At 64.8% G+C, this 19160-nt stretch carries 20 protein-coding genes; 13 read left to right on the plus strand and 7 right to left on the minus strand.

Features of this window, described 5'->3' with window-relative positions:
* Positions 1-38 precede the first annotated feature (38 nt).
* Positions 39-1283 (plus strand): inorganic phosphate transporter, encoded by a 1245-nt coding sequence (locus tag AUR64_RS08130; RefSeq protein ID WP_058581425.1) that lies wholly within the window; start codon positions 39-41, stop codon positions 1281-1283.
* A gap of 111 nt (positions 1284-1394) precedes the next feature.
* On the opposite strand, the gene AUR64_RS08135 is transcribed toward AUR64_RS08130, so the two are convergent.
* Entirely contained in the window at positions 1395-3482 is a 2088-nt protein-coding gene (locus tag AUR64_RS08135; RefSeq protein ID WP_058581426.1) for a S9 family peptidase, read from the minus strand.
* A gap of 245 nt (positions 3483-3727) precedes the next feature.
* On the opposite strand from AUR64_RS08135, the gene AUR64_RS08140 reads away from it, so the two are divergent.
* Positions 3728-3940 carry a hypothetical protein gene (locus tag AUR64_RS08140; RefSeq protein ID WP_058581427.1) on the plus strand — a complete coding sequence of 71 codons (213 nt, stop codon included), beginning with the start codon at positions 3728-3730 and terminating at the stop codon, positions 3938-3940.
* A 96-nt stretch (positions 3941-4036) separates the two neighbouring features.
* The gene (locus AUR64_RS08145; RefSeq protein WP_058581428.1) at positions 4037-4858 is read left to right on the plus strand and encodes an inositol monophosphatase family protein; all 822 of its coding nucleotides are present in this window, start codon (positions 4037-4039) and stop codon (positions 4856-4858) included.
* A 24-nt stretch (positions 4859-4882) separates the two neighbouring features.
* Here AUR64_RS08145 and AUR64_RS08150 read toward each other — a convergent pair whose 3' ends face one another.
* Positions 4883-5794: a DUF4349 domain-containing protein gene (locus AUR64_RS08150; RefSeq protein WP_058581429.1), complete on the minus strand. Its 912-nt coding sequence runs from the start codon at positions 5792-5794 to the stop codon at positions 4883-4885.
* A 138-nt stretch (positions 5795-5932) separates the two neighbouring features.
* On the opposite strand from AUR64_RS08150, the gene AUR64_RS08155 reads away from it, so the two are divergent.
* The 4 genes from AUR64_RS08155 (at position 5933) to AUR64_RS08170 (ending at position 10088) form a co-directional block, all read left to right on the plus strand.
* Entirely contained in the window at positions 5933-6640 is a 708-nt protein-coding gene (locus AUR64_RS08155) for a YqjF family protein (RefSeq protein WP_058581430.1), read from the plus strand.
* A gap of 279 nt (positions 6641-6919) precedes the next feature.
* Complete coding sequence (locus tag AUR64_RS08160) at positions 6920-7705, plus strand: DUF7260 family protein (protein WP_058581431.1); 786 nt, start codon at positions 6920-6922, stop codon at positions 7703-7705.
* 176 nt (positions 7706-7881) lie between these two features.
* Positions 7882-8343 (plus strand): PH domain-containing protein, encoded by a 462-nt coding sequence (locus AUR64_RS08165; RefSeq protein WP_058581859.1) that lies wholly within the window; start codon positions 7882-7884, stop codon positions 8341-8343.
* On the plus strand, positions 8340-10088 hold the full coding sequence (locus AUR64_RS08170; RefSeq protein WP_071391233.1) for a PH domain-containing protein: 1749 nt from the start codon (positions 8340-8342) through the stop codon (positions 10086-10088). Before AUR64_RS08165 ends, AUR64_RS08170 begins: the two co-directional genes overlap by 4 nt.
* A 13-nt stretch (positions 10089-10101) precedes the next feature.
* Here the strand turns inward: AUR64_RS08170 and AUR64_RS08175 are convergent, their stop codons facing one another.
* Positions 10102-10449, minus strand: a complete 348-nt coding sequence (locus AUR64_RS08175) for a hypothetical protein (protein ID WP_058581432.1) — start codon at positions 10447-10449, stop codon at positions 10102-10104.
* A gap of 114 nt (positions 10450-10563) precedes the next feature.
* Between AUR64_RS08175 and AUR64_RS08180 the strand changes: the two genes are divergently transcribed.
* A complete protein-coding gene (locus tag AUR64_RS08180; protein ID WP_058581433.1) occupies positions 10564-11130 on the plus strand; it encodes a hypothetical protein in 567 nt (188 codons plus the stop codon).
* A gap of 27 nt (positions 11131-11157) precedes the next feature.
* Here the strand turns inward: AUR64_RS08180 and AUR64_RS08185 are convergent, their stop codons facing one another.
* Both AUR64_RS08185 and coxB read right to left on the minus strand, forming a co-directional pair.
* The gene (locus AUR64_RS08185; protein ID WP_058581434.1) at positions 11158-11814 is read right to left on the minus strand and encodes a bifunctional 4-hydroxy-2-oxoglutarate aldolase/2-dehydro-3-deoxy-phosphogluconate aldolase; all 657 of its coding nucleotides are present in this window, start codon (positions 11812-11814) and stop codon (positions 11158-11160) included.
* Between the two features lie 172 nt (positions 11815-11986).
* A complete protein-coding gene (gene coxB, locus AUR64_RS08190; RefSeq protein WP_058581435.1) occupies positions 11987-12796 on the minus strand; it encodes a cytochrome c oxidase subunit II in 810 nt (269 codons plus the stop codon).
* 256 nt (positions 12797-13052) lie between these two features.
* On the opposite strand from coxB, the gene AUR64_RS08195 reads away from it, so the two are divergent.
* From AUR64_RS08195 to AUR64_RS08210, 4 genes are all read left to right on the plus strand, one after another.
* Positions 13053-14402: a heme o synthase gene (locus tag AUR64_RS08195; protein ID WP_155120569.1), complete on the plus strand. Its 1350-nt coding sequence runs from the start codon at positions 13053-13055 to the stop codon at positions 14400-14402.
* A gap of 12 nt (positions 14403-14414) precedes the next feature.
* Entirely contained in the window at positions 14415-15071 is a 657-nt protein-coding gene (locus AUR64_RS08200; protein ID WP_058581437.1) for a DUF7546 family protein, read from the plus strand.
* 71 nt (positions 15072-15142) lie between these two features.
* A complete protein-coding gene (locus tag AUR64_RS08205) occupies positions 15143-15385 on the plus strand; it encodes a SelT/SelW/SelH family protein (protein WP_058581438.1) in 243 nt (80 codons plus the stop codon).
* 39 nt (positions 15386-15424) lie between these two features.
* Positions 15425-15826: a hypothetical protein gene (locus tag AUR64_RS08210; protein WP_058581439.1), complete on the plus strand. Its 402-nt coding sequence runs from the start codon at positions 15425-15427 to the stop codon at positions 15824-15826.
* A 38-nt stretch (positions 15827-15864) separates the two neighbouring features.
* On the opposite strand, the gene AUR64_RS08215 is transcribed toward AUR64_RS08210, so the two are convergent.
* A complete protein-coding gene (locus AUR64_RS08215) occupies positions 15865-16881 on the minus strand; it encodes an aldo/keto reductase (RefSeq protein ID WP_058581440.1) in 1017 nt (338 codons plus the stop codon).
* A gap of 56 nt (positions 16882-16937) precedes the next feature.
* Positions 16938-17927: an aldo/keto reductase gene (locus AUR64_RS08220; protein ID WP_205628386.1), complete on the minus strand. Its 990-nt coding sequence runs from the start codon at positions 17925-17927 to the stop codon at positions 16938-16940.
* Between the two features lie 155 nt (positions 17928-18082).
* Between AUR64_RS08220 and AUR64_RS08225 the strand changes: the two genes are divergently transcribed.
* On the plus strand, positions 18083-19144 hold the full coding sequence (locus AUR64_RS08225; protein ID WP_071391234.1) for a Gfo/Idh/MocA family protein: 1062 nt from the start codon (positions 18083-18085) through the stop codon (positions 19142-19144).
* Positions 19145-19160: the final 16 nt, after the last annotated feature.

Here is a 19160-nt window from a genome sequence, read left to right on the forward strand (position 1 = left end):
TATAACGGAGCGACGCGTACCGCCACAGACACAACACGATGGTCTCACTTCTGACAGTCGCCGGCATCGTCGTCGCCATCTTCGTCGGCTTCAACATCGGCGGGTCGTCGACGGGTGTCGCGTTCGGTCCGGCAGTCGGTTCGCGTCTCGTTCGAAAAGCGACCGCAGCGGCGTTGTTCGTCGCCTTCGGCTTTCTCGGCGCGTGGACCGTCGGCCGAAACGTCATCGCCACGATGAGCAGCAGCATCGTCCCGGCGACGCAGTTCACCCCCGCCGCGAGCGTCGCGGTCCTGTTTTTCACCGGCGCGTCGTTGCTCATCTCGAATCTCTACGGCGTACCGGCTTCGACGTCGATGACGGCCGTCGGCTCGATTGTCGGTCTGGGTCTCGCGTCGAACACCCTCAACGAGGCGCTCATGTTCACCATCGTCTCCGCGTGGATTGTCGCGCCGCTTTTGAGCTTCGCTATCGGGGTCGTGGTCGGGCGCTACATCTACCCGTATCTCGACCGCTACGTCGCGTTCACGAAGTTCGAGCTTCACTTCATCCAACTCGACCGGTCGGGGACGATTCCTCGCCCGTACGTCAATCCGAACGCGTCACCGAAGGATATCGTCGGGTCGCTCTCGGTCGTCGTCATCGCCTGCTACATGGCGTTCTCGGCGGGCGCGTCGAACGCGGCGAACGCCGTCGCTCCCCTCGTCGGCGAGGGCGGTGCGCTCACCGTCGACCAAGGCGTCCTGCTTGCGGTGTTCGCGTTCGGATTGGGGAGTTTTACCATCGCTCGCCGCACATTGGAGACGGTCGGCGACGATATCACGGAGCTCCCGATTCTCGCGTCGCTCATCGTCTCCGTCGTCGGGGGCACGGTCATCACGATTCTCTCTTACTACGGGATTCCCGCCAGCCTCGCGGTGAGTACCACCTCGACCATCATCGGACTGGGGTGGGGCCGCGCGAGTCGGGCGGCGACGCTGGTGGAGTTTGCGACGCCGACCGTCGAGCATCCTGATTTGGAGATATCGACAGGCGCACTCGCCACCTCACGTGCCGAAGACGCACCCACCAGTCCGACTATCGGCGATATCGCGCGCCACGAGGACCCCGGGGAGATGCCCGAGGGACTTCCTCCCGTCCCGGATATCGGCGAGGAGGGACCCGCAGAACTCGACGAGCGGAGTCTGTTCGACCCCTCGGCAGCCAAGCGCATCGTGACGATGTGGCTGTTGACGCCGTCACTCGCAGTTCTCGCCTCCTATCCGGTGTTCGTCGTACTACTGTAACCGGTGCGTCGAATCACCGGATACGTCCGGATACGTCCGGATACGTCCAGATACCCCCGGATACCCCCGAATACTTCCGGATACGCCCGTTTTCGTCGCGTATATCGGGTGCTACTCCGTCGCCGGGTCGTGACGCTCGTACCACTCCAGAATCTGCTCCAGTCGGTGGATGGCGCGGTCGGGGTCGCCGACGTTGTGGTGTTCGCCCGGGTAGAGGACGAACTTCGCGTCGACGCCCTGCTTCTTCGCGCTGACGTACAGTTGCTCGGACTGCGACGGCGGGCAGCGCCAGTCCTCCTCGCCCGCCATCACCAGAAGCGGCGTCGAGAGGTTGCCGATGTCGAGGATGCTGGAGGACGCGTCCAACTCCTCGCCGGCCTCCCACGGGACGCCGTACTCGGTTTCGGTCCAGATGTGGCTGTCGTCGGTACCGTACGCGGAACGAAGGTCGTAGAGACCGTGTTCGGGTGCAGCAGCCGTCAAGAGGTCCGTTTGCGTGACGAGGAAGCCCTGTGCGATGCCGCCGTAGGAGAAGCCGTGGCCGAACACGCGGTCGGGGTCGGCGTAGCCGCGGTCGACCATCTCCTCGATGCCGGCGGCGATGTCCTCGACTTCGACGGTACCCCAGCGCCCGCGGAGCGTCTCGGCGAACTGCCGTCCGTAGGACGAGCCGCCGCGGTAGTTCGGCCGGAAGACGACGTAGCCGCGGGAGGTGAACGCCGAGTGAGCGAAGCGGAACTCCGGTTCGTCGTAGGAGATGGGACCGCCGTGGATGGCGACGACCAAGGGGTGTTCCTCTGGACTCTCGAAGTCGAACCCGGGCGGGGCGTAGACGACTCCCTCGACTTCCCACCCATCCGAGTCGTACGTCACCCGGCGGACCTGCGGCATCTCGTACTCTTCGGTGAACTCGCGGTTGACTCCCGAGAGACGAGTGAGCGATTCGGCTTCGGTTTCGACTTCTGCGCCGAGGTCAGCCACGTCGACCGCGAACAGGTCCTGTCCGTCGCTCGGATGCGAGAGGAGCATTCCAGCCGTGTTGCCGCCGACGTCGAACCCTTTCACCGCTCTGTCGTCGCCCTGCGCCTCGAAGACACGGTCGACGGTCCTGTCGACGCCGACGCGAACCGGTCGCGTCTTCCCTTCGTCGCCGACGAGGACGTACAGCGTCTCGTCGTCGGCCCACTGCGGACTCGCGCCGCGGCCGAGCGTCCGGTCGAAGTCGGCAGTGAGCGACTCGTACTCGTCGCCGTCGTGAACGAACAACTGCGAGGGAACGTACCAGTTCTCGGGGTCGCTGCCGACGAACGCGATGGATTCGCCGTCGGGCGACCACGTCGGCGAGTTGATAGAGAGGTCCGAGTCGGTCCACTGTTCGAGGTTCGCGCCGTCGGGGTCGATGGTGTACACGTCCCGGACCATCGTGTCGTCGGGCCGGTCAGTCCGACAGGAGGTGAACGCGATTTCGTCGGTCGGTCCCCACGCGGGGTTCATGCCCGAAAGCGGTTCGAACGCGCCACCGCCGAAGGCGTCGTCGAGTCGCTCCGAGTCGCCCGATTCGACGTCGACGACGAACAGGTACGTCGTCACCGAGTCCAGATACCCGACGCCGTCGGCTTTGTGCTGGAGGCGTTCGGTCTCGATTGGGCCGCCGTCGCGTCGCTCGTCGAGGTACTCCTGTTCTTCCTCTGTGGGGTCGCGTGCGGCGACGACCAACCGACTACCGTCGGGCGACCAGTCGAACTCCCGGACGCCTTCGTCGAACTCGGTCACCTGCCGGGCGTCGCCGCCGAGCGAGAGGTCGAACAGCCAAACTTGCGACTTTGGCCCGTCGTTGCCGCCGTTTTCCCCTGATTTCCCTGCCTCGCTCTCCTCGTCCTCGTCGTCTCCGTCTTCCTCGCCGTCTCGCTGTTGCCACCCGACACGTCGTTCGGTGTCTTCCTCACGGGCGGCGACGAACGCGAGTTTCTCGCCGTCGGGACCCCACTTCGGCTGACTCCCACCGGGAATGCGAGTCAGACGATGCGGTTCCCGACTCCCGTCGGTCAGCGCGACGAACAGCGACGTGAGTCGCTTCTCCTCGCTCTGGTCGGACTCGGCGGTGACGAACGCGACTCGCTCGCCGTCCGGCGAGACGTCGAACGCCGTCGAAATCTGGGTGAACTCGTAGAAGGATTCGAGTGGAATGGGCTCACTCATCGGCCGTATCTCCCCGGGGCCGCAGCAAATACGTTGGGCAACCGGCACTTCGCGTCTCGGGCGTCGTTAGACGGGGTTCTGCAGGCTCTGCTGTGTGTCTATCTGAATATATGTACAGATATTTGTCCAAATATCTATACAGATATCTATACAGATTGGCGACTGGCTATCCCTCAGATGCACCCGACTGGTCGGCGTCGGTGACGAGGGATACGTTCAAGCGTCAACACGACGGACGACAAGTGATGCCCGAACTGGTCCGCCTCGTCTTCTACGGGATACTCGTCGCCCAGTATCCGTTTGGGTTGCTGATGTACTACGACGCGAAACGACTCGACCTGAAGAACCCCGAGATGTACCTCCACGGTGTCGTCGTCCCCGCAGCGGGATTTCTGGTGATGCTGTACTACGTCTCGGAGCGAAAGAACCTCCCGAAGAAGCAAGCCCAAGAGGAGTAGCGAGAGAGGTCCGCGTGGACGGACCGACGCTCGCTGTATCGTCTGCATCCGACCAGCAGTCGAACCGCTCATGGCGGTGGCCTCGAACCAGCGACTATGGACGATGTTGACGCCGATATCGACGCTGATGCTGATGACGATATCAGCCTCGACGAGTTAGCCGCGGTAGCCGAGCAGGCGGTGCGCGCCGGTGGCGAGTTCCTCCGCGACGAGTTCCGAGACGGAACCGTCGACGGCGAGTACGGGACCGACGACGTGAAAGCCGCCGCCGACCGCGCCGCCGAAGAGCGCGTCGTCTCCGTTATCCGAGAGTCGTTTCCCGGCCACGCCCTCCACGCCGAGGAAGGCGGACGCTCGGGGTCGAACCGATACGAGTGGGTCGTCGACCCGCTGGACGGGACGAACAACTTCGCCGCGGGTCTGCCGATGTTCGCCTCCGCCGTCGCTGTCTTGGACGACGGGGTCCCCGTTACCTCCGCAATCTACGAACCGCTCCCGGAGACGCTGTATCTCGCCCGCCGAAACCACGGGGTGACCGTCAACGGCGAGCGAATCCAATCTTCGAAGAGTGACCTGCCGCTCGAACACGGGACCGTCTCGTTCGTGTTGGGACTGCCGGCGCTACGTGACGCTGAGCGACGCGAGCGAAGCGAGGAGATACTCGACTCGCTCGACGGCGTCTGCAAACGCGTGTTGGAGACGTGGTCGCCGTGCGTCGACTGGGGACTGCTCGCTACCGGCCGAATCGAGGGTCTCGTCGCCTACTATCCGGACGTATACGAACAGCACGCGGGGTCGCTGCTGGCGGCGGAAGCGGGCGTCGAGTTCGTCGAATCCGAGGAAACGTACGTCGCCGCCGGCGACGACGCGACGTTGGAGGCGATACTGCATGCGCTTCCGGCAGAAGCCAGGCCGTAAGAACAGAAGCCAAGAGACGCCGGGTCAGTTACGGAGACTACGAATCCCACCGAAACGACGGCGCAAAAGAATCACCGCGCCGACGAGTGGGACGCCGAAGACGAGCAGGTACGGGGCGGCGTACGCGAACCCGACGACGAGCGCACGGAGCGTGACGCCGACGCCGCTGACGGATTCGAGAAACGCCGCGAGAACGCCGGTGTCGTACCACGACGCGCGGTCGTACAGCCCTTCGGGCCGCGGTTCTTCGAGGTGGACGGTGAGCGTCGAGAACGCGACGCGTTGTTCGAGCGTCTGAAGTTGCGCTTCTATCCGCTCGATTTCGGACTGCACGTCGGAGAGTTCGCGTTGGACCGCGAGTACGTCCTCGGTTTCGTTGGCCTGTTGGTACAGTTCGCGCAGTCGGTCACGCTCGGCGCGGAGGTTCTCCAGTCGGGCCTCCAAGTCGACGACCTGTCCGGTCACGTCTTGGGTTCCCGTCTGCTCGAACTCGACGGTCCCCTCCTCTCTCGCATCTTCGAGCAACGCGCTGTAGTTCTCCTGTGGGACCCGGAGAACGATTCGACCGTTCGACCACGTCTGGTTGCCGTCGCCGCGGTTCTCGACGCTGGTGTCGCTGACGTAGCCGCCGCGGGCCTCGACGGCGGCAGTGAGGTTGTCGCGGGCCGTCTCGACGTCGTCGACTTCGACTCGCATCTCTCCTGTCCGAATTATCTCGCGACGCTGGGCGAACTGGGCGTCACCGTCGACGTTCGCCGTCTCGCCTTCGGCGGCCGCATCGGTTGCGGCCCCGCCGTCGCCACCGCTCGATACCTGCGTACTCTGCCCGGAGAGGTATCCTCCGTCTTCGTTCCCCCCGCTGCTGGCCGCGCACCCCGCCGTCACCAACAGGAGCGCGACTGCCAGCGTCGCAATCGTTCGTGAACTGACACGCATGGCGAACACATATAAGCAAGATTAAAAGAACCTTGCTTAAGCACAAACAGGTGTTTGACCTATCTCTCCCCCTGTGGGACCGGTTGGGAGAGGCCGCCGGCCGATAGTCGAAAGTACACTCGGTCCTGCGGTTCGAACATGGACGGCCGCGAGTTGCTCACGATGCGCTGGCAAGACGGGTTGTTCGCCCACTGGCCGGCCGACCCGGAACTGGTCGACGCCCGCCTCCCCGATGGACTGCACGCGGCGACGTACGACGGCGACGCGTGGCTGAGCGTCGTCGCCTTCGTCATGGAGGACATCAAACCGCGAGGCTCGCCCGTGGGTTTCAGCTTCCCCGAACTGAACCTCCGAACCTACGTTCGCCCGGACGACGATATCGACGCCGAGGGCCGCGGCGTCTACTTCTTCAATCTCGACGCCGACGACACCACGAGCGTCGCCGTCGCTCGCCGACTGTTCGCACTGCCGTACTACCGCGCCGAGATGCGGGCGACCCGTGAGGACGACGGTTCAGTCCGATTCGTCAGCAGACGGCGTGACCCCGAGGACCCGCCGGCGCGGTTCGACGCGACGTACCGACCCTCGGGTGAGCAGTTCGTAGCCGAACCGGGGTCGCTCGACGCGTTTCTCGTCGAGAACTATCGCTTCTACACCGACGGCAGAGAACTCTACCGTGGCGACATCGACCACGACCCGTGGCGACTCCAATCGGCCTCCGTGACGATACGGGACAACGGCCTCTTCGAGGCCAACGACTTCGACCAACCACCGGGTGACCCGGTCGTCCACTACGCCGATACGTTGGACGTGACTGCCGGGCGTATCAGACGTGTTCGGCGCTGAGTCGAACTCCGTGGTGAGTCGAACTCCGTTCCGTCCCGCGACTAGTTAGGAGACGGGACTATATCGGTCTATAGAGCAGTAATTATTTCAATGTAACCAGTGGCCGATATTTTTATCCCGGTCGGAGGTGAGGATTCGTCTAATGAGACGAGAGCGAGCGAGTGACGAAGATGCTTTTTCTCCGGGCAGGGGTGTTCGTATCGAGCTATCGACACAGACCGGAGAGATACGGATTTCTCGGCGGACTCCACTGGGTACGTACACCGAGGATATCGAGCGATGACCGACCAGCCCCCGGCGTTCGACGCCGTCGGGCAGACGGTCTACGACGCCCAACATATCGTTCGCAAGGAGCGCCGACGGACCGTCGACGAACGCGAGGCGTTCCGTGCGTTCGGCACCCGACTGACGCAGATACAACCAGCGAGCGCCGGTCACACCGTTCCGGCGACGGTCAGAGGCGCCGGCGTCGAAGACGGCGGGTCGAACGCGACGAAACGGGTACTGGGCGCGTACCGCCAGACGGTGATGGCCGTCCCCCACTACGAGAGCGAGTACGGCGACACCGTCGGCCGAAGCATCGTCGAGGAGTTCGGCCCGAGCGTCGGCGGTGCGCTCGTCTCGGCGGACGGACTGACGCCGGAACTGCAGGGGGTCGTCGCGGAGGCGGCGCGGGAAGCGGCGTCGGACCGCGAGTCGTTCGTTTCACTGCTCGACGACGAAGCGGAGTCACTCGCCGCTGCGCTCGACAGCATCGAAACCGTCGCCGCTCGACTCCGTTCGCTCGACGACCGACCGTTGCCCGCCCGCTCGTTCGACGAACTCCGCGACCTCAGAGAGTCGGTTGCGGAACTCGAACGGCGTGCGGTCGACCTCCACGTCGACCGGCAAGCGGAAATCAAGAGCCACCGACAGCGACTCGCCGTCACCGACGTGGACCTGCCGACGTTTCTGTATCAGGACCGTCCGTACACCTATCCGGTGTTGACGGCGGCGACGACGCTCGCAGAGACGGTCGCCCGCGCCTGCCGACGCGTCGAGCGTCAGCTGACCGTAACGGTCTGACGTTTCTGCCTTTCGCCACGACGGAACCGGGTGCCGGGATTTATACCCGCTCCGTCGAAACCACCGGCGATGAGCGGGTTCCGGTCGACGACAGTGTCGGGGAGACGACGACGAGACGGTACGGCCGACCGAGCGGCGTTCGGGGCGACCAACCGACCGAGCGAGAGGTGTCGACGATGATGCGACTGCACCCCCGTGTGCGACTGCTGTGGTCGCTTCGAGCGGTTGGCTCCGCGCTCGTCGTTGGTTTGTTGCTCGGAGTTCTCGATTTCTTCGTGCTCGAACAGGGCCTCTGGATACCGGTCGCCGGTTTCCTCGTCGTCTGCCTGCTCGGCGTCGCCGTCGCGGTGCTCCGATACCGGTACTGGCGCTACGAGGTCCGTGACGACTCGCTGTATCTCGAACGCGGCGTGTTCACCCGCGTTCGGACTGTGGTTCCGTTCGTCCGTATCCAACACGTCGACTCCTCTCGGTCGCCCGTCGAACGCATCGCCGGTTTGGCGACGACTGTCGTCTACACCGCCGGGTCCCGCGGCGCCGACGTGACCATCCCCGGCCTGTCGGCGTCGGGGTCCGACGACCTCCAAGAGCGCATCAAGCGACTGGCGATTCGCGCCGAGGGTGACGACGCGGTATGAAGCTCTCGCCGCTGTCGGTTCCGTACCGGGTCGCCCAGAAAGCGGGTAGCCTGCTGTTCTCGCTCGTCATCCTCCTGTTTACCGGGGCGACGGGACTAGTGGAGGCGTTCGGTGCAAGCGGGCTTCTCCTCGCACTCGGCGGTCTCGTCGCGCTTGGCGTCGCACTCGTCGGCTACGAAGTCGCCTACTACCAACGGTACGAGTACGAACTCACCGCCGACACGTTCGACATCCGCTCGGGGGTGTTCTCGCGCCGAACCCGCGAGATTCCGCTCGCACGGATTCAGAACGTCGACATCCGCCGCAACGTCGTGCAACGATTTCTCGATATCGCCGCCGTCGACTTCGAGACTGCGGGCGGCAGCGAGACGGAGGCGGCGATTCGCTTCGTCAGCTTCTCCGAGGCCAAACGCCTCCAGCGCGACATCGGTCGGCGAAAGCGCGGTGACGCAGACGACGACGAGTCGGCGACCGACGAGACCGACCTGCTGTTCGCGCTCTCGGACCGCGAACTGGCACTCGTCGGCTTGCTCTCGTTCGACCTCCGCGTTCCGGGTCTGGTCGCCTTTCTCGCCTCCAGTTCCGTGCCGATTCTCTCCTCGGCGATTCCGTCGCTGTCGGGACTCACCGTGCTCGCCGTCGGGGGACTGCTGCTGGCCGCCGCAGTCCTGCTGTTCTCGTGGGTCGTCGGCATCACCGTTGCGGTGTTGAACTACTACGGCTTTCGGCTCTCACAGACGACCGACGAACTCCGATACGAACGCGGCCTCGTCCAGCGCTACGACGGCTCGATTCCGTTCGAGAAGGTGCAGACGCTCACCGTCGAGGACAACCCGCTGAAGCGACGGTTCGGCTACGCGACGCTCGTTATCGAGACGGCCGGCTACGCGCCGGGACAGGGCGGCAGTTACGGCTCCGAGGCCGCGGTGCCGCTGGCGCGCGTCGACCGCGTGCTGGGACTCGCCCGCGACATCGACGCGTTCGGCGAGTTCGATTTCGAGCGCCCCCCGAAACGTATCCGCCGACGCTACGTCGGTCGATATCTCATCGCACTCGGCGTGATTCTCGTGGCGCTCTACAGCGTGAACTACGCGCTCGGCGGGAGCTATCCGTGGTACGCGCCCGCCATCGTGTTGCCGCTTCTCCCGATTGCCGCTCACTACAAGTGGAAACACCGCGGTTACTGGCTGGACGACCGCCACATCGTGACCCGAAACGGCTTCTGGACCCGGCAGACGCGCGTCGTCCCGTACCATCGCATCCAGACGGTCATCGACACGCAGACGATTTTCCAGCGTCGCTGGCGCGTCGCCACCGTCACCGTCGACACCGCGGGTTCACGGTCGCTCGCCGCACGCGACGCGGCCGCCGTCGACATCGACCGCGACGAGGCGAAACGACTCCGCGCGACGCTCGAAACGCGATTGCAGGAAGCGCTCGTAGCGCGTCGACGCGAGGCCGCACGAGACGACGCGTCCGGACCGAGCGCCGGGTCGCTCGACGTGGCCGGTGGCGACGCGGATGCGACCGACACGGATGCGACCGACGCCGAGTCGTCGGACTCGTCGGACTCGTCAGAACCGTCGCCGACGCCACCGGAGTCCGCAGCGTCGAACGGGTCGGAGTGTACCGACGACAGCCGTCACTCGGATGACTCCGACGTTGACTCTACGGACGACCCCATGGACGAAGACGTCGCTGACGAGCGTTCTCCCGACAGAGGCAACGGTCCCGATTCGGTCTGAGGTCTGGTTCTGATTACAGGTCGACCGGGTGTAGAAACGCCTGAAACTCGGCGGTTCGTCCGTCGGGGTCGTCGGCGAAGAACTGGTAGATGTCGTACGTCTCGTTTTCGTGTGGCTCCTCGCGAGCGGCGTCACCGACGGCGTCGGCCATTGCGTCGACTTCCTCGCGGGAGTCGTAGACGAACGTCAGGATACCGCAGTCGTCGGTCGTGTCGCGGTCACAGAAGCCGAACAGCAGATTTCCGTGCTTCAACACGGTGCAGTCGGCCTGTTCGAGCCACACCTCGGCACCGACGGTCTCGGTGTAGAATTCGACGACTGCCTCGTGGTTCTCCGTTCCGAAGAAGACGATTCCGGACATACCCGACGCTCTCGCCGCGGCAGTATAGTCGTACTGTCTCAGATGTTACAAGTTCTTTTTCAAAACTGTCTTCTCAAGCAGAAAGTACTTACGTACAGTTGAGTGAGAGAAGATATGAATCGCCGTGGGGTCATCGCCGGTGCAGCGACGGGAACCGCAGCGCTGCTCGGAGTCGGCGCACTGGGCCTCCAATCGGACGACGAGGATACGTCGAACCACGAGTTCGAGCGCCGCCGTCCCGAAGACGACGAACACGCCGCCGAACGTCCGTCGGTGACGTTCGAACCACAGCAGACCCGACTCCGAGTTACCGGCGCGCTCGTCGTCGGTTCCGATAGCTGTCTCCGCGCCTCGCTCGCGTCCGCGACGTACGACGCCGACGCCGGACGACTGGATGTCGCCGTCGCCGCCGAACGCGACGACAGCCTCGATGGCTGTGATGGCACCGAGACCCCGACCGACACCGTCGTCACCGGAGACACCGACGGCGAGAACGACTCGTTTTCTGCGAACTGGTCGGCGAACGACTCGAACCCGCAAAAAGTCCCCGACTATCTGACCGTCGACGGCTACGATGCCGTCTTCGAGTTCGACGACGGGATGCCCGGCCTCGTCGTCGTCACCGAACGCGACGAGGTGTACGGCGAGCGAACGACCCGCGTCGAGTGGGCGCTCGGATAACCGGTCGCGGTTCTAGTTTTTGGAGTTTTACGAGTCGCGCGCGTCGTCGATAACGTCGCTGAAGCGCTGCGCCTGCTCGGTGATAGCGTCGAAATCTTCGTTCGCAACGGCGTCGCCGTCGACGAGCGCCGACCCCGCGCCGACGACCATCGCGCCCGCCTCGATGAAGTCGGCGGCGTTGTCCACGTCGACGCCGCCGGTGGGCATCATCGGAATCTGGCCGAGCGGACCTTTCATGCTACTCAGGTGACCCGGGCCGAGCGTCGACGCCGGGAACACTTTCACGAAATCCGACCCGGCTTCCATCGCCCGCACCGCCTCGGTGGGCGTCATGATACCCGGCGCGACGACGGTGTTGTAGCGGTTGCACGTCTCGACGACCTCCGGTTCGAAGTTCGGGCCGACGACGAACTCCGCGCCCGCCAAGAGAGTGCTTCGGGCCGTCTCGCTGTCGAGGACGGTGCCCGCGCCGACGATGACCTCGTCACCGAAAGCGCCCGAAACGTCCCGAATCATCTCCATCGCGCCGGGGTTGTCGGCGGTGATTTCGATGGCGGAGACGCCGCCGCGTTCGAGCGCTTCGGCCGTCTGGATGAGCGAGTCGGCGTCCGCGCCGCGCATAACCGCGACGACGCCGCTGTCGACGATGCGTTCGAGATTCCGCTGTCGGTCGCTGGAACTCATTCGTTCGCTACTGCGCCGACGCGAGTAATAAAAGCCGACCACTGCGACGCTGTTTGCGAACGTTGTAGCGCCAGACGAGAACACCGACTCCGGTCGTTCGCTACTGCTCGCTGTCTTCGGTGAGAGCGATACTGTTCGAAGAGGAAATAACGGGAGAAGTGTGTGCGGCGATTCAGTTCTCGGCCGCAATCAGTTCGGCCGGCGCGCCGACGACGGAGGCGTTCGAGGCGTTGCCCGAGTCGTTACCGGAGCCGCCGGAACTACCCTCGGAGGACTGCTGTTGAATCCACTGGTCGTACTCCTCTTGGGAGACGACTTCGACCTGGAAGTACATCTGCGAGTGGGCGACACCACAGAACTCCGCGCAGTAGCCCTGGTACATACCTTCCTCGGTCGGCACCGTCTTGATGGTCTGGTTTTGCTCGGGGAACGCGTCCATCTTCAGGCCCATCTCGGGGACGTGGAACGCGTGTATCACGTCTCTGGAGGTGACCTCGAAGTAGACGTTCTGGTCCACCGGCACCTTCACCGGCTCGCTTGCGCCGATGGTGACGTTCTCCTCGGGGTAGGTGAACTCCCAGCCCCACTGGTACGCTTCGGCGTGGACGAGGACGCTCTCGCCGGCACCGGGTTGTTCGACGCCGGGTTGCTCGTCGTAGGTCACGTCGGGGTTGGCGAGCACGCCGTAGGAGGCGACGCCGACGAACAGCAGGATGATGGCCGTAGCGACGGTCCACGTGATTTCGAGACGACGGTTCTCCTTCGTTGGCTTGGGGTCGTCGTTGTTGCGGAACTTGATGACTGTGTAGATGAGGATGACTTCGACCAGAAGCGTAATCGGAATCCCCAGATACAGCAGCTTCCCGTTGAGCTCGTTGATGAGCCCCGCAGTCGTCGACGGCTGCGCCGCCGCGGGGAAGGCGACGAGCGCCAGCGCCGCTGCGGAGAACAGCGAGACGAGTGCGATGCGCGTACGCTTCATTGCTATTGGCGAGTTAGGAAAGCCGACGTAAATACCTGCTGACTCCCCGTTCGCCCGACGCGACGCCCGTCCGACGACAGATTTCCGAGTTCGACGTTCGAACCCCTGCCACCGGCTTTCAGTGACCACCTGACATGCGTCGAAGCCCGCTAAAGCGCGGTGCCTAAGTACCGGGCATCCTAACTTCCGCCAGTGACTTAACGTGGAATCGACAGACACACCCGACCGGTTCCCGGCCCTCCTCGCCGCCACCGCGATGGGCGTCTATCTCCTCCTCGCCGTCGGCGCGGCGACGACGCTCAGCGACGCGGTGACGGCGTGTGCGGCGTGGCCCGCCTGCGGCGACGGTCTCTCGTTGCCGTCGTCGGCGATGGGCTACGTCGCTCTCGGCCACCGGGCCGTCGCCCTCGTCGTCGGCGTGCTCGCGCTCGCCACCGGCGTTCTCGCGTGGCGACGAGACACGTCGACGCGCATCAAAGCGGCGCTCGGCCTCTCGCTTCTCTTGTACCCTGCACAGGCAGCCCTCGGCGCGTTCGTCGCCACGAGTGGCACGACGGCCACGCTGTCGGCGCTCCATCTCGTCGTCGGCATGACCATCTTCGGCGGCATCGTCGCCGCGCTGGCGTGGACGCTCGAAATCGAGACCGGCGACCCCGACGACCGACCCGACCGGATGCCCGAGCGGGACCTCCCGCCCGCCGAGGACCGACGCCCCGAGATACCGACATCGACGGTCGCCCGCGCGAAGGCGACAGCGAACGCGTACTTCCGACTGATGAAGCCGCGGCTGATGTGGCTGCTTTGTCTGGTGGCGTCGGCGGCGATGGCGCTGGCGGCCGGTTCTGACGGCCTCAACCCGGTCACCGTCGCAGCGACGCTCGGCGGCGGCGCGCTCTCCATCGGCGCGTCGGGGACGTTCAACCACGTACTCGAACGCGACATCGACCGCCGGATGAACCGCACGAACGACCGGCCGCTCGTGACCGACCTCGTGCCGGTCCGAAACGCCATCGCGTGGGGGCTGTTCCTCTCGGTCGTCTCGCTGGCGCTGTTCGCGTCGGTGAACCTGTTGGCGGCGGCACTGGGCCTCGCGGCCATCCTGTTTTACAGCGTCGTCTACACGCTCATCCTGAAGCCGAACACGGTCCAAAACACCGTCATCGGCGGCGCGGCGGGGGCGCTCCCGGCGCTCATCGGCTGGGCCGCGGTCACCGACAGTATCGGTCTCGGCGGCTTGGTGCTCGCCGGTGTCATCTTCCTGTGGACGCCCGCGCACTTCTACAACCTCGCGCTGGCGTACAAAGACGACTACGAGCGCGGCGGCTTCCCGATGATGCCCGTCGTCCGCGGCGAGACGGTGACGCGAAAACACATCCTCTGGTACCTCGGCGCGACCCTCGTCGCCGCCGCGGCACTCGCCGCGGCCGACAGCCTCGGGTGGCTCTACGTCCTCACGGGCGTCGTCTTCGGCGGCATCTTCCTCTGGATGGTCGTCCGCCTTCACTACGAGCAGTCCGAGTCGGCGGCGTTCCGGTCGTTCCACGCCTCGAACGCCTACCTCGGCGCGCTGCTGTTGGCCGTCGTCGTCGACGCGCTGGCTATCTAACCTCGACCAACCATGAGCACTATCACCCGCTCGCTTCCTCGCCCCTCACAGGACACGATTCTCTACGCCGGCATCCTGTTCAACGTCGAACTCGCGGCGCTTCTCGCCTACGGACTGTTGACCCCCGGAACGCTCGTCCCTGCTCGATACACCCTCTACGGGCTGCTCTGGGTCAACGCGGGCGTTCTCGCCGTGGCCAAGACGGATATCGCCCCCGCTTCGACCCGGACGAAACGCCGTGCGGCGCTCGTCGCCGTCGGCTACTTCGCTGCGCTCGCCGTCGCTGGCGGCCTCGTGACGCTCGCGTCGCCACACGGTGGTGCGGGTTTCCGTATCGGCTGGCTCCCACCGGGATGGGGTCCGGCACTCATCTACGGCGGTGAAACGCTCAACCTGATTCTGATGCCCGCGCGCGTGGTCGGCTACGTCGCACTCGCGTATCTCGTCTACGCGACGGTCGTCGACGCGGCGGGTGCGGCCGTCTCCGGTATTTTGGGCTTGCTCTCCTGCGTCTCCTGCTCGTGGCCCATTCTGGCCTCGCTGGCGACCGGGATACTCGGCAGCGGGTCGGCGCTGGCGGCGTCGGCGACGGCGCTCTCCTACGACCTCTCGACGCTCGTGTTTCTCGCCACTGTCGCGTTGTTGTACTGGCGGCCGTTCGGCCGGTGAGCGACTCGCTCTCACCCCCACCTCACCCTCGCCGCCCGACAGTTAACTCGGTGGCAGCACAACGCTTTCACATGACACACGTCGATATCGAGTACTGCGTTCCGTGCGGCTACCTCGACCGGGCAGAACAGATTCAGCATCAGTTGCTCGAAACGTTCGGGCAGGAACTCGACTCCGTCGCACTCGTCACCGGCGACCACGGGGTGCTTCGCGTCACCGCCGACGACGAGGTAGTGTTCGACAAGAACGAAGGCGACGAGTACGACCTCGACGCCATCACTGAAGGCGTTCGCGCGCACCTTGGCGAGACCTGACTTCCGCGTGCAGAAACTGACCGGTCGCTCTGAGACGAGATGAAATCGCTCGAACACGCCGCCGTCGGTGCCGTCGTGAGCGCCGTCGCCGTCGCTTTTCTGCCGGAATTCTCGTTTCTCGAACAGGTGGGATTGTGGGTCTACGGCCTCCTCTTGAGCGTGTTCGTCGACCTCGACCACTTCGTCATCGCTCGCCTGAAAGTCGGCGACTGGCATCATCTGACCGACGCGCTCTCGGACCTGCGCGTCGCCTTTGTCGACCAAGAGTTGGTGTTTCCCGACGTGAGCATCACCGTCGAACGACTACTCACGCACCTGCTCATCGGCGGCGTGTTGGTGGGCGGCCTCGCGTTCGTCTCCGTTCCGGTCGCCGTGTTCACCGCCATCGTTCTCTACGTCCACGTCGTCTGCGACACGCTCCGGGCGTCCGGCGTCGCGTGAGTTCCCGTGGATTCTCGTGAATGTTCGACCTCTCTCGCTCAGTGGCCCCACAGGTCGCCGCTCTCGTCGTATCTCGCCTCGAAAATCCGGTCGTGCTGCTCGTCGGACAGCGAGATATCGACCGCGCTGAGGTTCTCCTCTAGCTGTTCTTGGGTGCGCGCGCCGACGATGGGGACGCAGGTGAACTGCTGTATCTGCATCAACCAGCGGAGCGCGACCTGCGCGGGCGAGGCGTCGACTTCGTCGGCGACCTCCCGAATCGCGTCGAGTACCTTCCACCCGCGTTCGGAGACGTAGTAGTCGCCGAAGCGGTCGTCGATGTTCGCGCGCGACCCGTCCGGCCCCTTCACCGCCTGCGGGTCGTCCTCGTCGGCACGTTCGTACTTTCCTGTGAGGAATCCGCCCGCGAGCGGTGAGTACGGACAGACGGCGATATCCTGGTCACCGCAAACGTCGAGATATCCTTTCACGTCCTCGTAGTAACCGGCGTGGAACAGCGGTTGCGTCACGTCGAAGCGCGCGTAGTCGTGGGCGTCGGATTTCCACAGCGCCTTCGTCAACTGCCACGCCGCCATCGTCGACGCGCCCAGATAGTTGACGCGGCCGTCCTCAACCAACCCGTTGAGCGCCTGCATCGTCTCCTCGATGGGCGTGTCGTCGTCCCAGCGGTGGATGTAGTAGAGGTCGAGATAGTCGGTTCCCAATCTATCGAGCGTCCCCTCGATTTGGTTTCTGATGTGCGTCCGCGACAGGCCGCGTCCGTTCGGGTTGTCCTCGTCGAACGGGAAGTAAACTTTCGAGGCGACGACGAAGTCCTCGCGGTCGCGTTCGGCCAGCCAATCGCCGATCCACTCCTCGCTGGTGCCGTTGGGGTCGCCGTAGACGTTCGCCGTGTCGATGAAGTTGCCACCGCGTTCGGCGAAGGTGTCGAGTAAGCTGTGCGCTTCGTCGCGCTCGGTCTCGTTCGTTCCGTCCGTCTTTCGTCCGAACCGCCACGTGCCGTAACAGAGCGAGGAGACGCGCGTCCCCGTCGCCCCGAGTTGTCGGTACTCCATACGGTGGGTTCGAGAGCGAAAACGAAAAGTGTGGAGTCGGCGGCGATGTAGGAGTTTTAGGCTTCGTCGCCGGTCCGCGCGTCGGCGATGCGGTCGTACTGCTCCTCGGAGAGCGTCACGTCGACTGCGCCGAGGTTTTCCTCCATCTGCTCGACGGTGCGCGCGCCGACGATGGGAATACAGGCGAACTCGCGCTGGTCGACCAGCCATCGAAGCGCGACCTGTGCGGCGGAGGCGTCGACTTCGTCGGCGACGGACTCGATTGCGCTGAGCACTTCCCAGCCGTGGTCGGAGACGTAGGCGTCTTGGAAGTAGTCGACGAGGTTCGCGCGCGACCCGTCCGGGCCGACGGCGCTGCCGTCGTCGTCGCGTTCGTACTTACCCGTGAGGAACCCGCCCGCGAGCGGCGAGTACGGACAGACAGCGATATCTTGGTCGGCACAGACGTCGAGGTAGTCGTCGACTTCGGTTTGGGCCGCGTGGAACATCGGCTGAGTCACGTCGAAACGCGCGTAGTCGTTTACGTCGGACTTCCACAGCGCCTTCGTCAACTGCCACGCCGCCATCGTCGACGCGCCGAGGTAGTTCACTTTCCCTTCGTCGACGAGGCCGCTGAGCGTCTGCATCGTCTCCTCGATAGGGGTGTTCTCGTCCCAGCGGTGAATGTAGTAGAGGTCGAGGTAGTCAGTGCCGAGTCTGTCGAGTGTGCCCTCGATTTGGTTTCTGATGTGCGTCCGCGACAGTCCTCGTCCGTTCGGATTCTCGCCGTCGAACGGGAAGTACACCTTCGAGGCGAGAACGTAGTCCTCTCGGTCACGCTCGGACAGCCAATCGCCAATCCACTCCTCGCTGGTGCCGTTGGGGTCGCCGTAGACGTTCGCCGTGTCGATGAAGTTGCCGCCGCCGGCCTCGAAGGCGTCGAGCAGTTCGTGGGCTTCCTCGCGGTCGGTTTCGTACTCCCCGCTGCTCTGCATGCCGAACCGCCACGTCCCATAGCAGATAGAGGAGACGCGCGTTCCCGTCGCCCCGAGTTGTCGGTATTCCATACGCACTGCTCGGCGGCATCGGCCAAAAGGCTGTGAGTACCGGAAACGCGGCGAGTGACCAGCGACGAGCGGCAACGTCTCCGGACGAAATCAGGTCGTTCGCACGGCGGTACAAGCGCCGACGGATTGATACTGTCTCCCACGCTTCTACGTCCGTGAACGTCGTAGGAATCGGACTCGGTGACCTCGGCCGCCTCGAACTTCGAACGCTCGCCGCTCTCGACGGGGTGGACCTCGTCGCGGGCGCGGACGTCTCTCCCGACGCCCGCGAGGCCTTCGCCGAGGAGCACGACATCCCGACGTACGAGTCGTACGAGGAGATGCTCGACGCCGAGGACGCCGACGCCGCCTGTATCGTGACGCCGCACACCCTCCACTACGACCAAGCCCGCGCTTGTCTCGACCGGGGGGTCCACGTCCACCTCGAAAAGCCGATGGTGACCGACCTCGACCACGCCCGCGACCTCCAGCGGCGCGCCGACGAGGCCGGACTCGTCCTCGCGGTCGGCTACCAACGCCACGTCGACTGGCGCTTCCAGAAGATTCGCCGTCTCATCGACGAGGGTGCAATCGGCGACCTGCATATGGCCGCCTGCTTCCTCGAACAGGTGTGGATATCGTTCGCCGAAGAGCAGTGGCGGGGTAACCCGGCGCTCTCCGGTGGCGGACAGTTGTACGACTCCGGGTCGCACCTGCTCGACGCGCTGCTGTGGACGACCCGAACCGACCCCGTCTCCGTCGCCGCCGCCGTCGACAACCGCGGCCACGACGTCGACGTCAACAGCGCACTCGCGGTGACGCTCGACCGAAACGGCGACCGAGTGACCGCGAGCGTCGGCGTCTCGGGCGCGGGCCGCAGCACTCCCGCACCCGGCGAGGGACTGCACTTCTGGGGGACCGAGGGACGAATCAGCCTCGGCGACGACACCCTAACCGTCGAATCGAACGGGGAAATCGAAGTCGAAGAGGCCCACGAACCCCAGTTCGAAGAACTGACCGAGGCGAAACTCCAGAACTTCGTCGACGCCATCCGCGGCGACGCCGAACTCGTCATCCCGGCGACGGACGCAATCGGTGTGACGGCGCTCACCGAAGCGTCGTACGAGGCCGCCGAGAGCGGGAGAACCGTCGCTATCGACGCGTTCGGCGGTGTGGAAAGCGCGTCACTCGACGCCAGCGCTGAGGCGACGACGACTGAACCCGGCGACGACGACTGAGCGCGCACGTTCGCAA

The sequence above is a fragment of the Haloprofundus marisrubri genome (assembly GCF_001469955.1).
Lineage (GTDB): Archaea > Halobacteriota > Halobacteria > Halobacteriales > Haloferacaceae > Haloprofundus > Haloprofundus marisrubri.

Coding starts and splice junctions, on each gene's coding strand:
- AUR64_RS08170 (WP_071391233.1), top strand. CDS start 8,340: ATGAAGCTCTCGCCGCTGTCGGTTCCGTACCGGGTCGCCCAGAAAGCG.
- AUR64_RS08195 (WP_155120569.1), top strand. CDS start 13,053: ATGGGCGTCTATCTCCTCCTCGCCGTCGGCGCGGCGACGACGCTCAGC.
- AUR64_RS08130 (WP_058581425.1), top strand. CDS start 39: ATGGTCTCACTTCTGACAGTCGCCGGCATCGTCGTCGCCATCTTCGTC.
- AUR64_RS08220 (WP_205628386.1), bottom strand. CDS start 17,927: ATGGAATACCGACAACTCGGGGCGACGGGAACGCGCGTCTCCTCTATC.
- AUR64_RS08210 (WP_058581439.1), top strand. CDS start 15,425: ATGAAATCGCTCGAACACGCCGCCGTCGGTGCCGTCGTGAGCGCCGTC.
- AUR64_RS08145 (WP_058581428.1), top strand. CDS start 4,037: ATGGACGATGTTGACGCCGATATCGACGCTGATGCTGATGACGATATC.
- AUR64_RS08150 (WP_058581429.1), bottom strand. CDS start 5,794: ATGCGTGTCAGTTCACGAACGATTGCGACGCTGGCAGTCGCGCTCCTG.
- AUR64_RS08155 (WP_058581430.1), top strand. CDS start 5,933: ATGGACGGCCGCGAGTTGCTCACGATGCGCTGGCAAGACGGGTTGTTC.
- coxB (WP_058581435.1), bottom strand. CDS start 12,796: ATGAAGCGTACGCGCATCGCACTCGTCTCGCTGTTCTCCGCAGCGGCG.
- AUR64_RS08165 (WP_058581859.1), top strand. CDS start 7,882: ATGATGCGACTGCACCCCCGTGTGCGACTGCTGTGGTCGCTTCGAGCG.
- AUR64_RS08175 (WP_058581432.1), bottom strand. CDS start 10,449: ATGTCCGGAATCGTCTTCTTCGGAACGGAGAACCACGAGGCAGTCGTC.
- AUR64_RS08200 (WP_058581437.1), top strand. CDS start 14,415: ATGAGCACTATCACCCGCTCGCTTCCTCGCCCCTCACAGGACACGATT.
- AUR64_RS08140 (WP_058581427.1), top strand. CDS start 3,728: ATGCCCGAACTGGTCCGCCTCGTCTTCTACGGGATACTCGTCGCCCAG.
- AUR64_RS08205 (WP_058581438.1), top strand. CDS start 15,143: ATGACACACGTCGATATCGAGTACTGCGTTCCGTGCGGCTACCTCGAC.
- AUR64_RS08215 (WP_058581440.1), bottom strand. CDS start 16,881: ATGGAGTACCGACAACTCGGGGCGACGGGGACGCGCGTCTCCTCGCTC.
- AUR64_RS08185 (WP_058581434.1), bottom strand. CDS start 11,814: ATGAGTTCCAGCGACCGACAGCGGAATCTCGAACGCATCGTCGACAGC.
- AUR64_RS08160 (WP_058581431.1), top strand. CDS start 6,920: ATGACCGACCAGCCCCCGGCGTTCGACGCCGTCGGGCAGACGGTCTAC.
- AUR64_RS08180 (WP_058581433.1), top strand. CDS start 10,564: ATGAATCGCCGTGGGGTCATCGCCGGTGCAGCGACGGGAACCGCAGCG.
- AUR64_RS08135 (WP_058581426.1), bottom strand. CDS start 3,482: ATGAGTGAGCCCATTCCACTCGAATCCTTCTACGAGTTCACCCAGATT.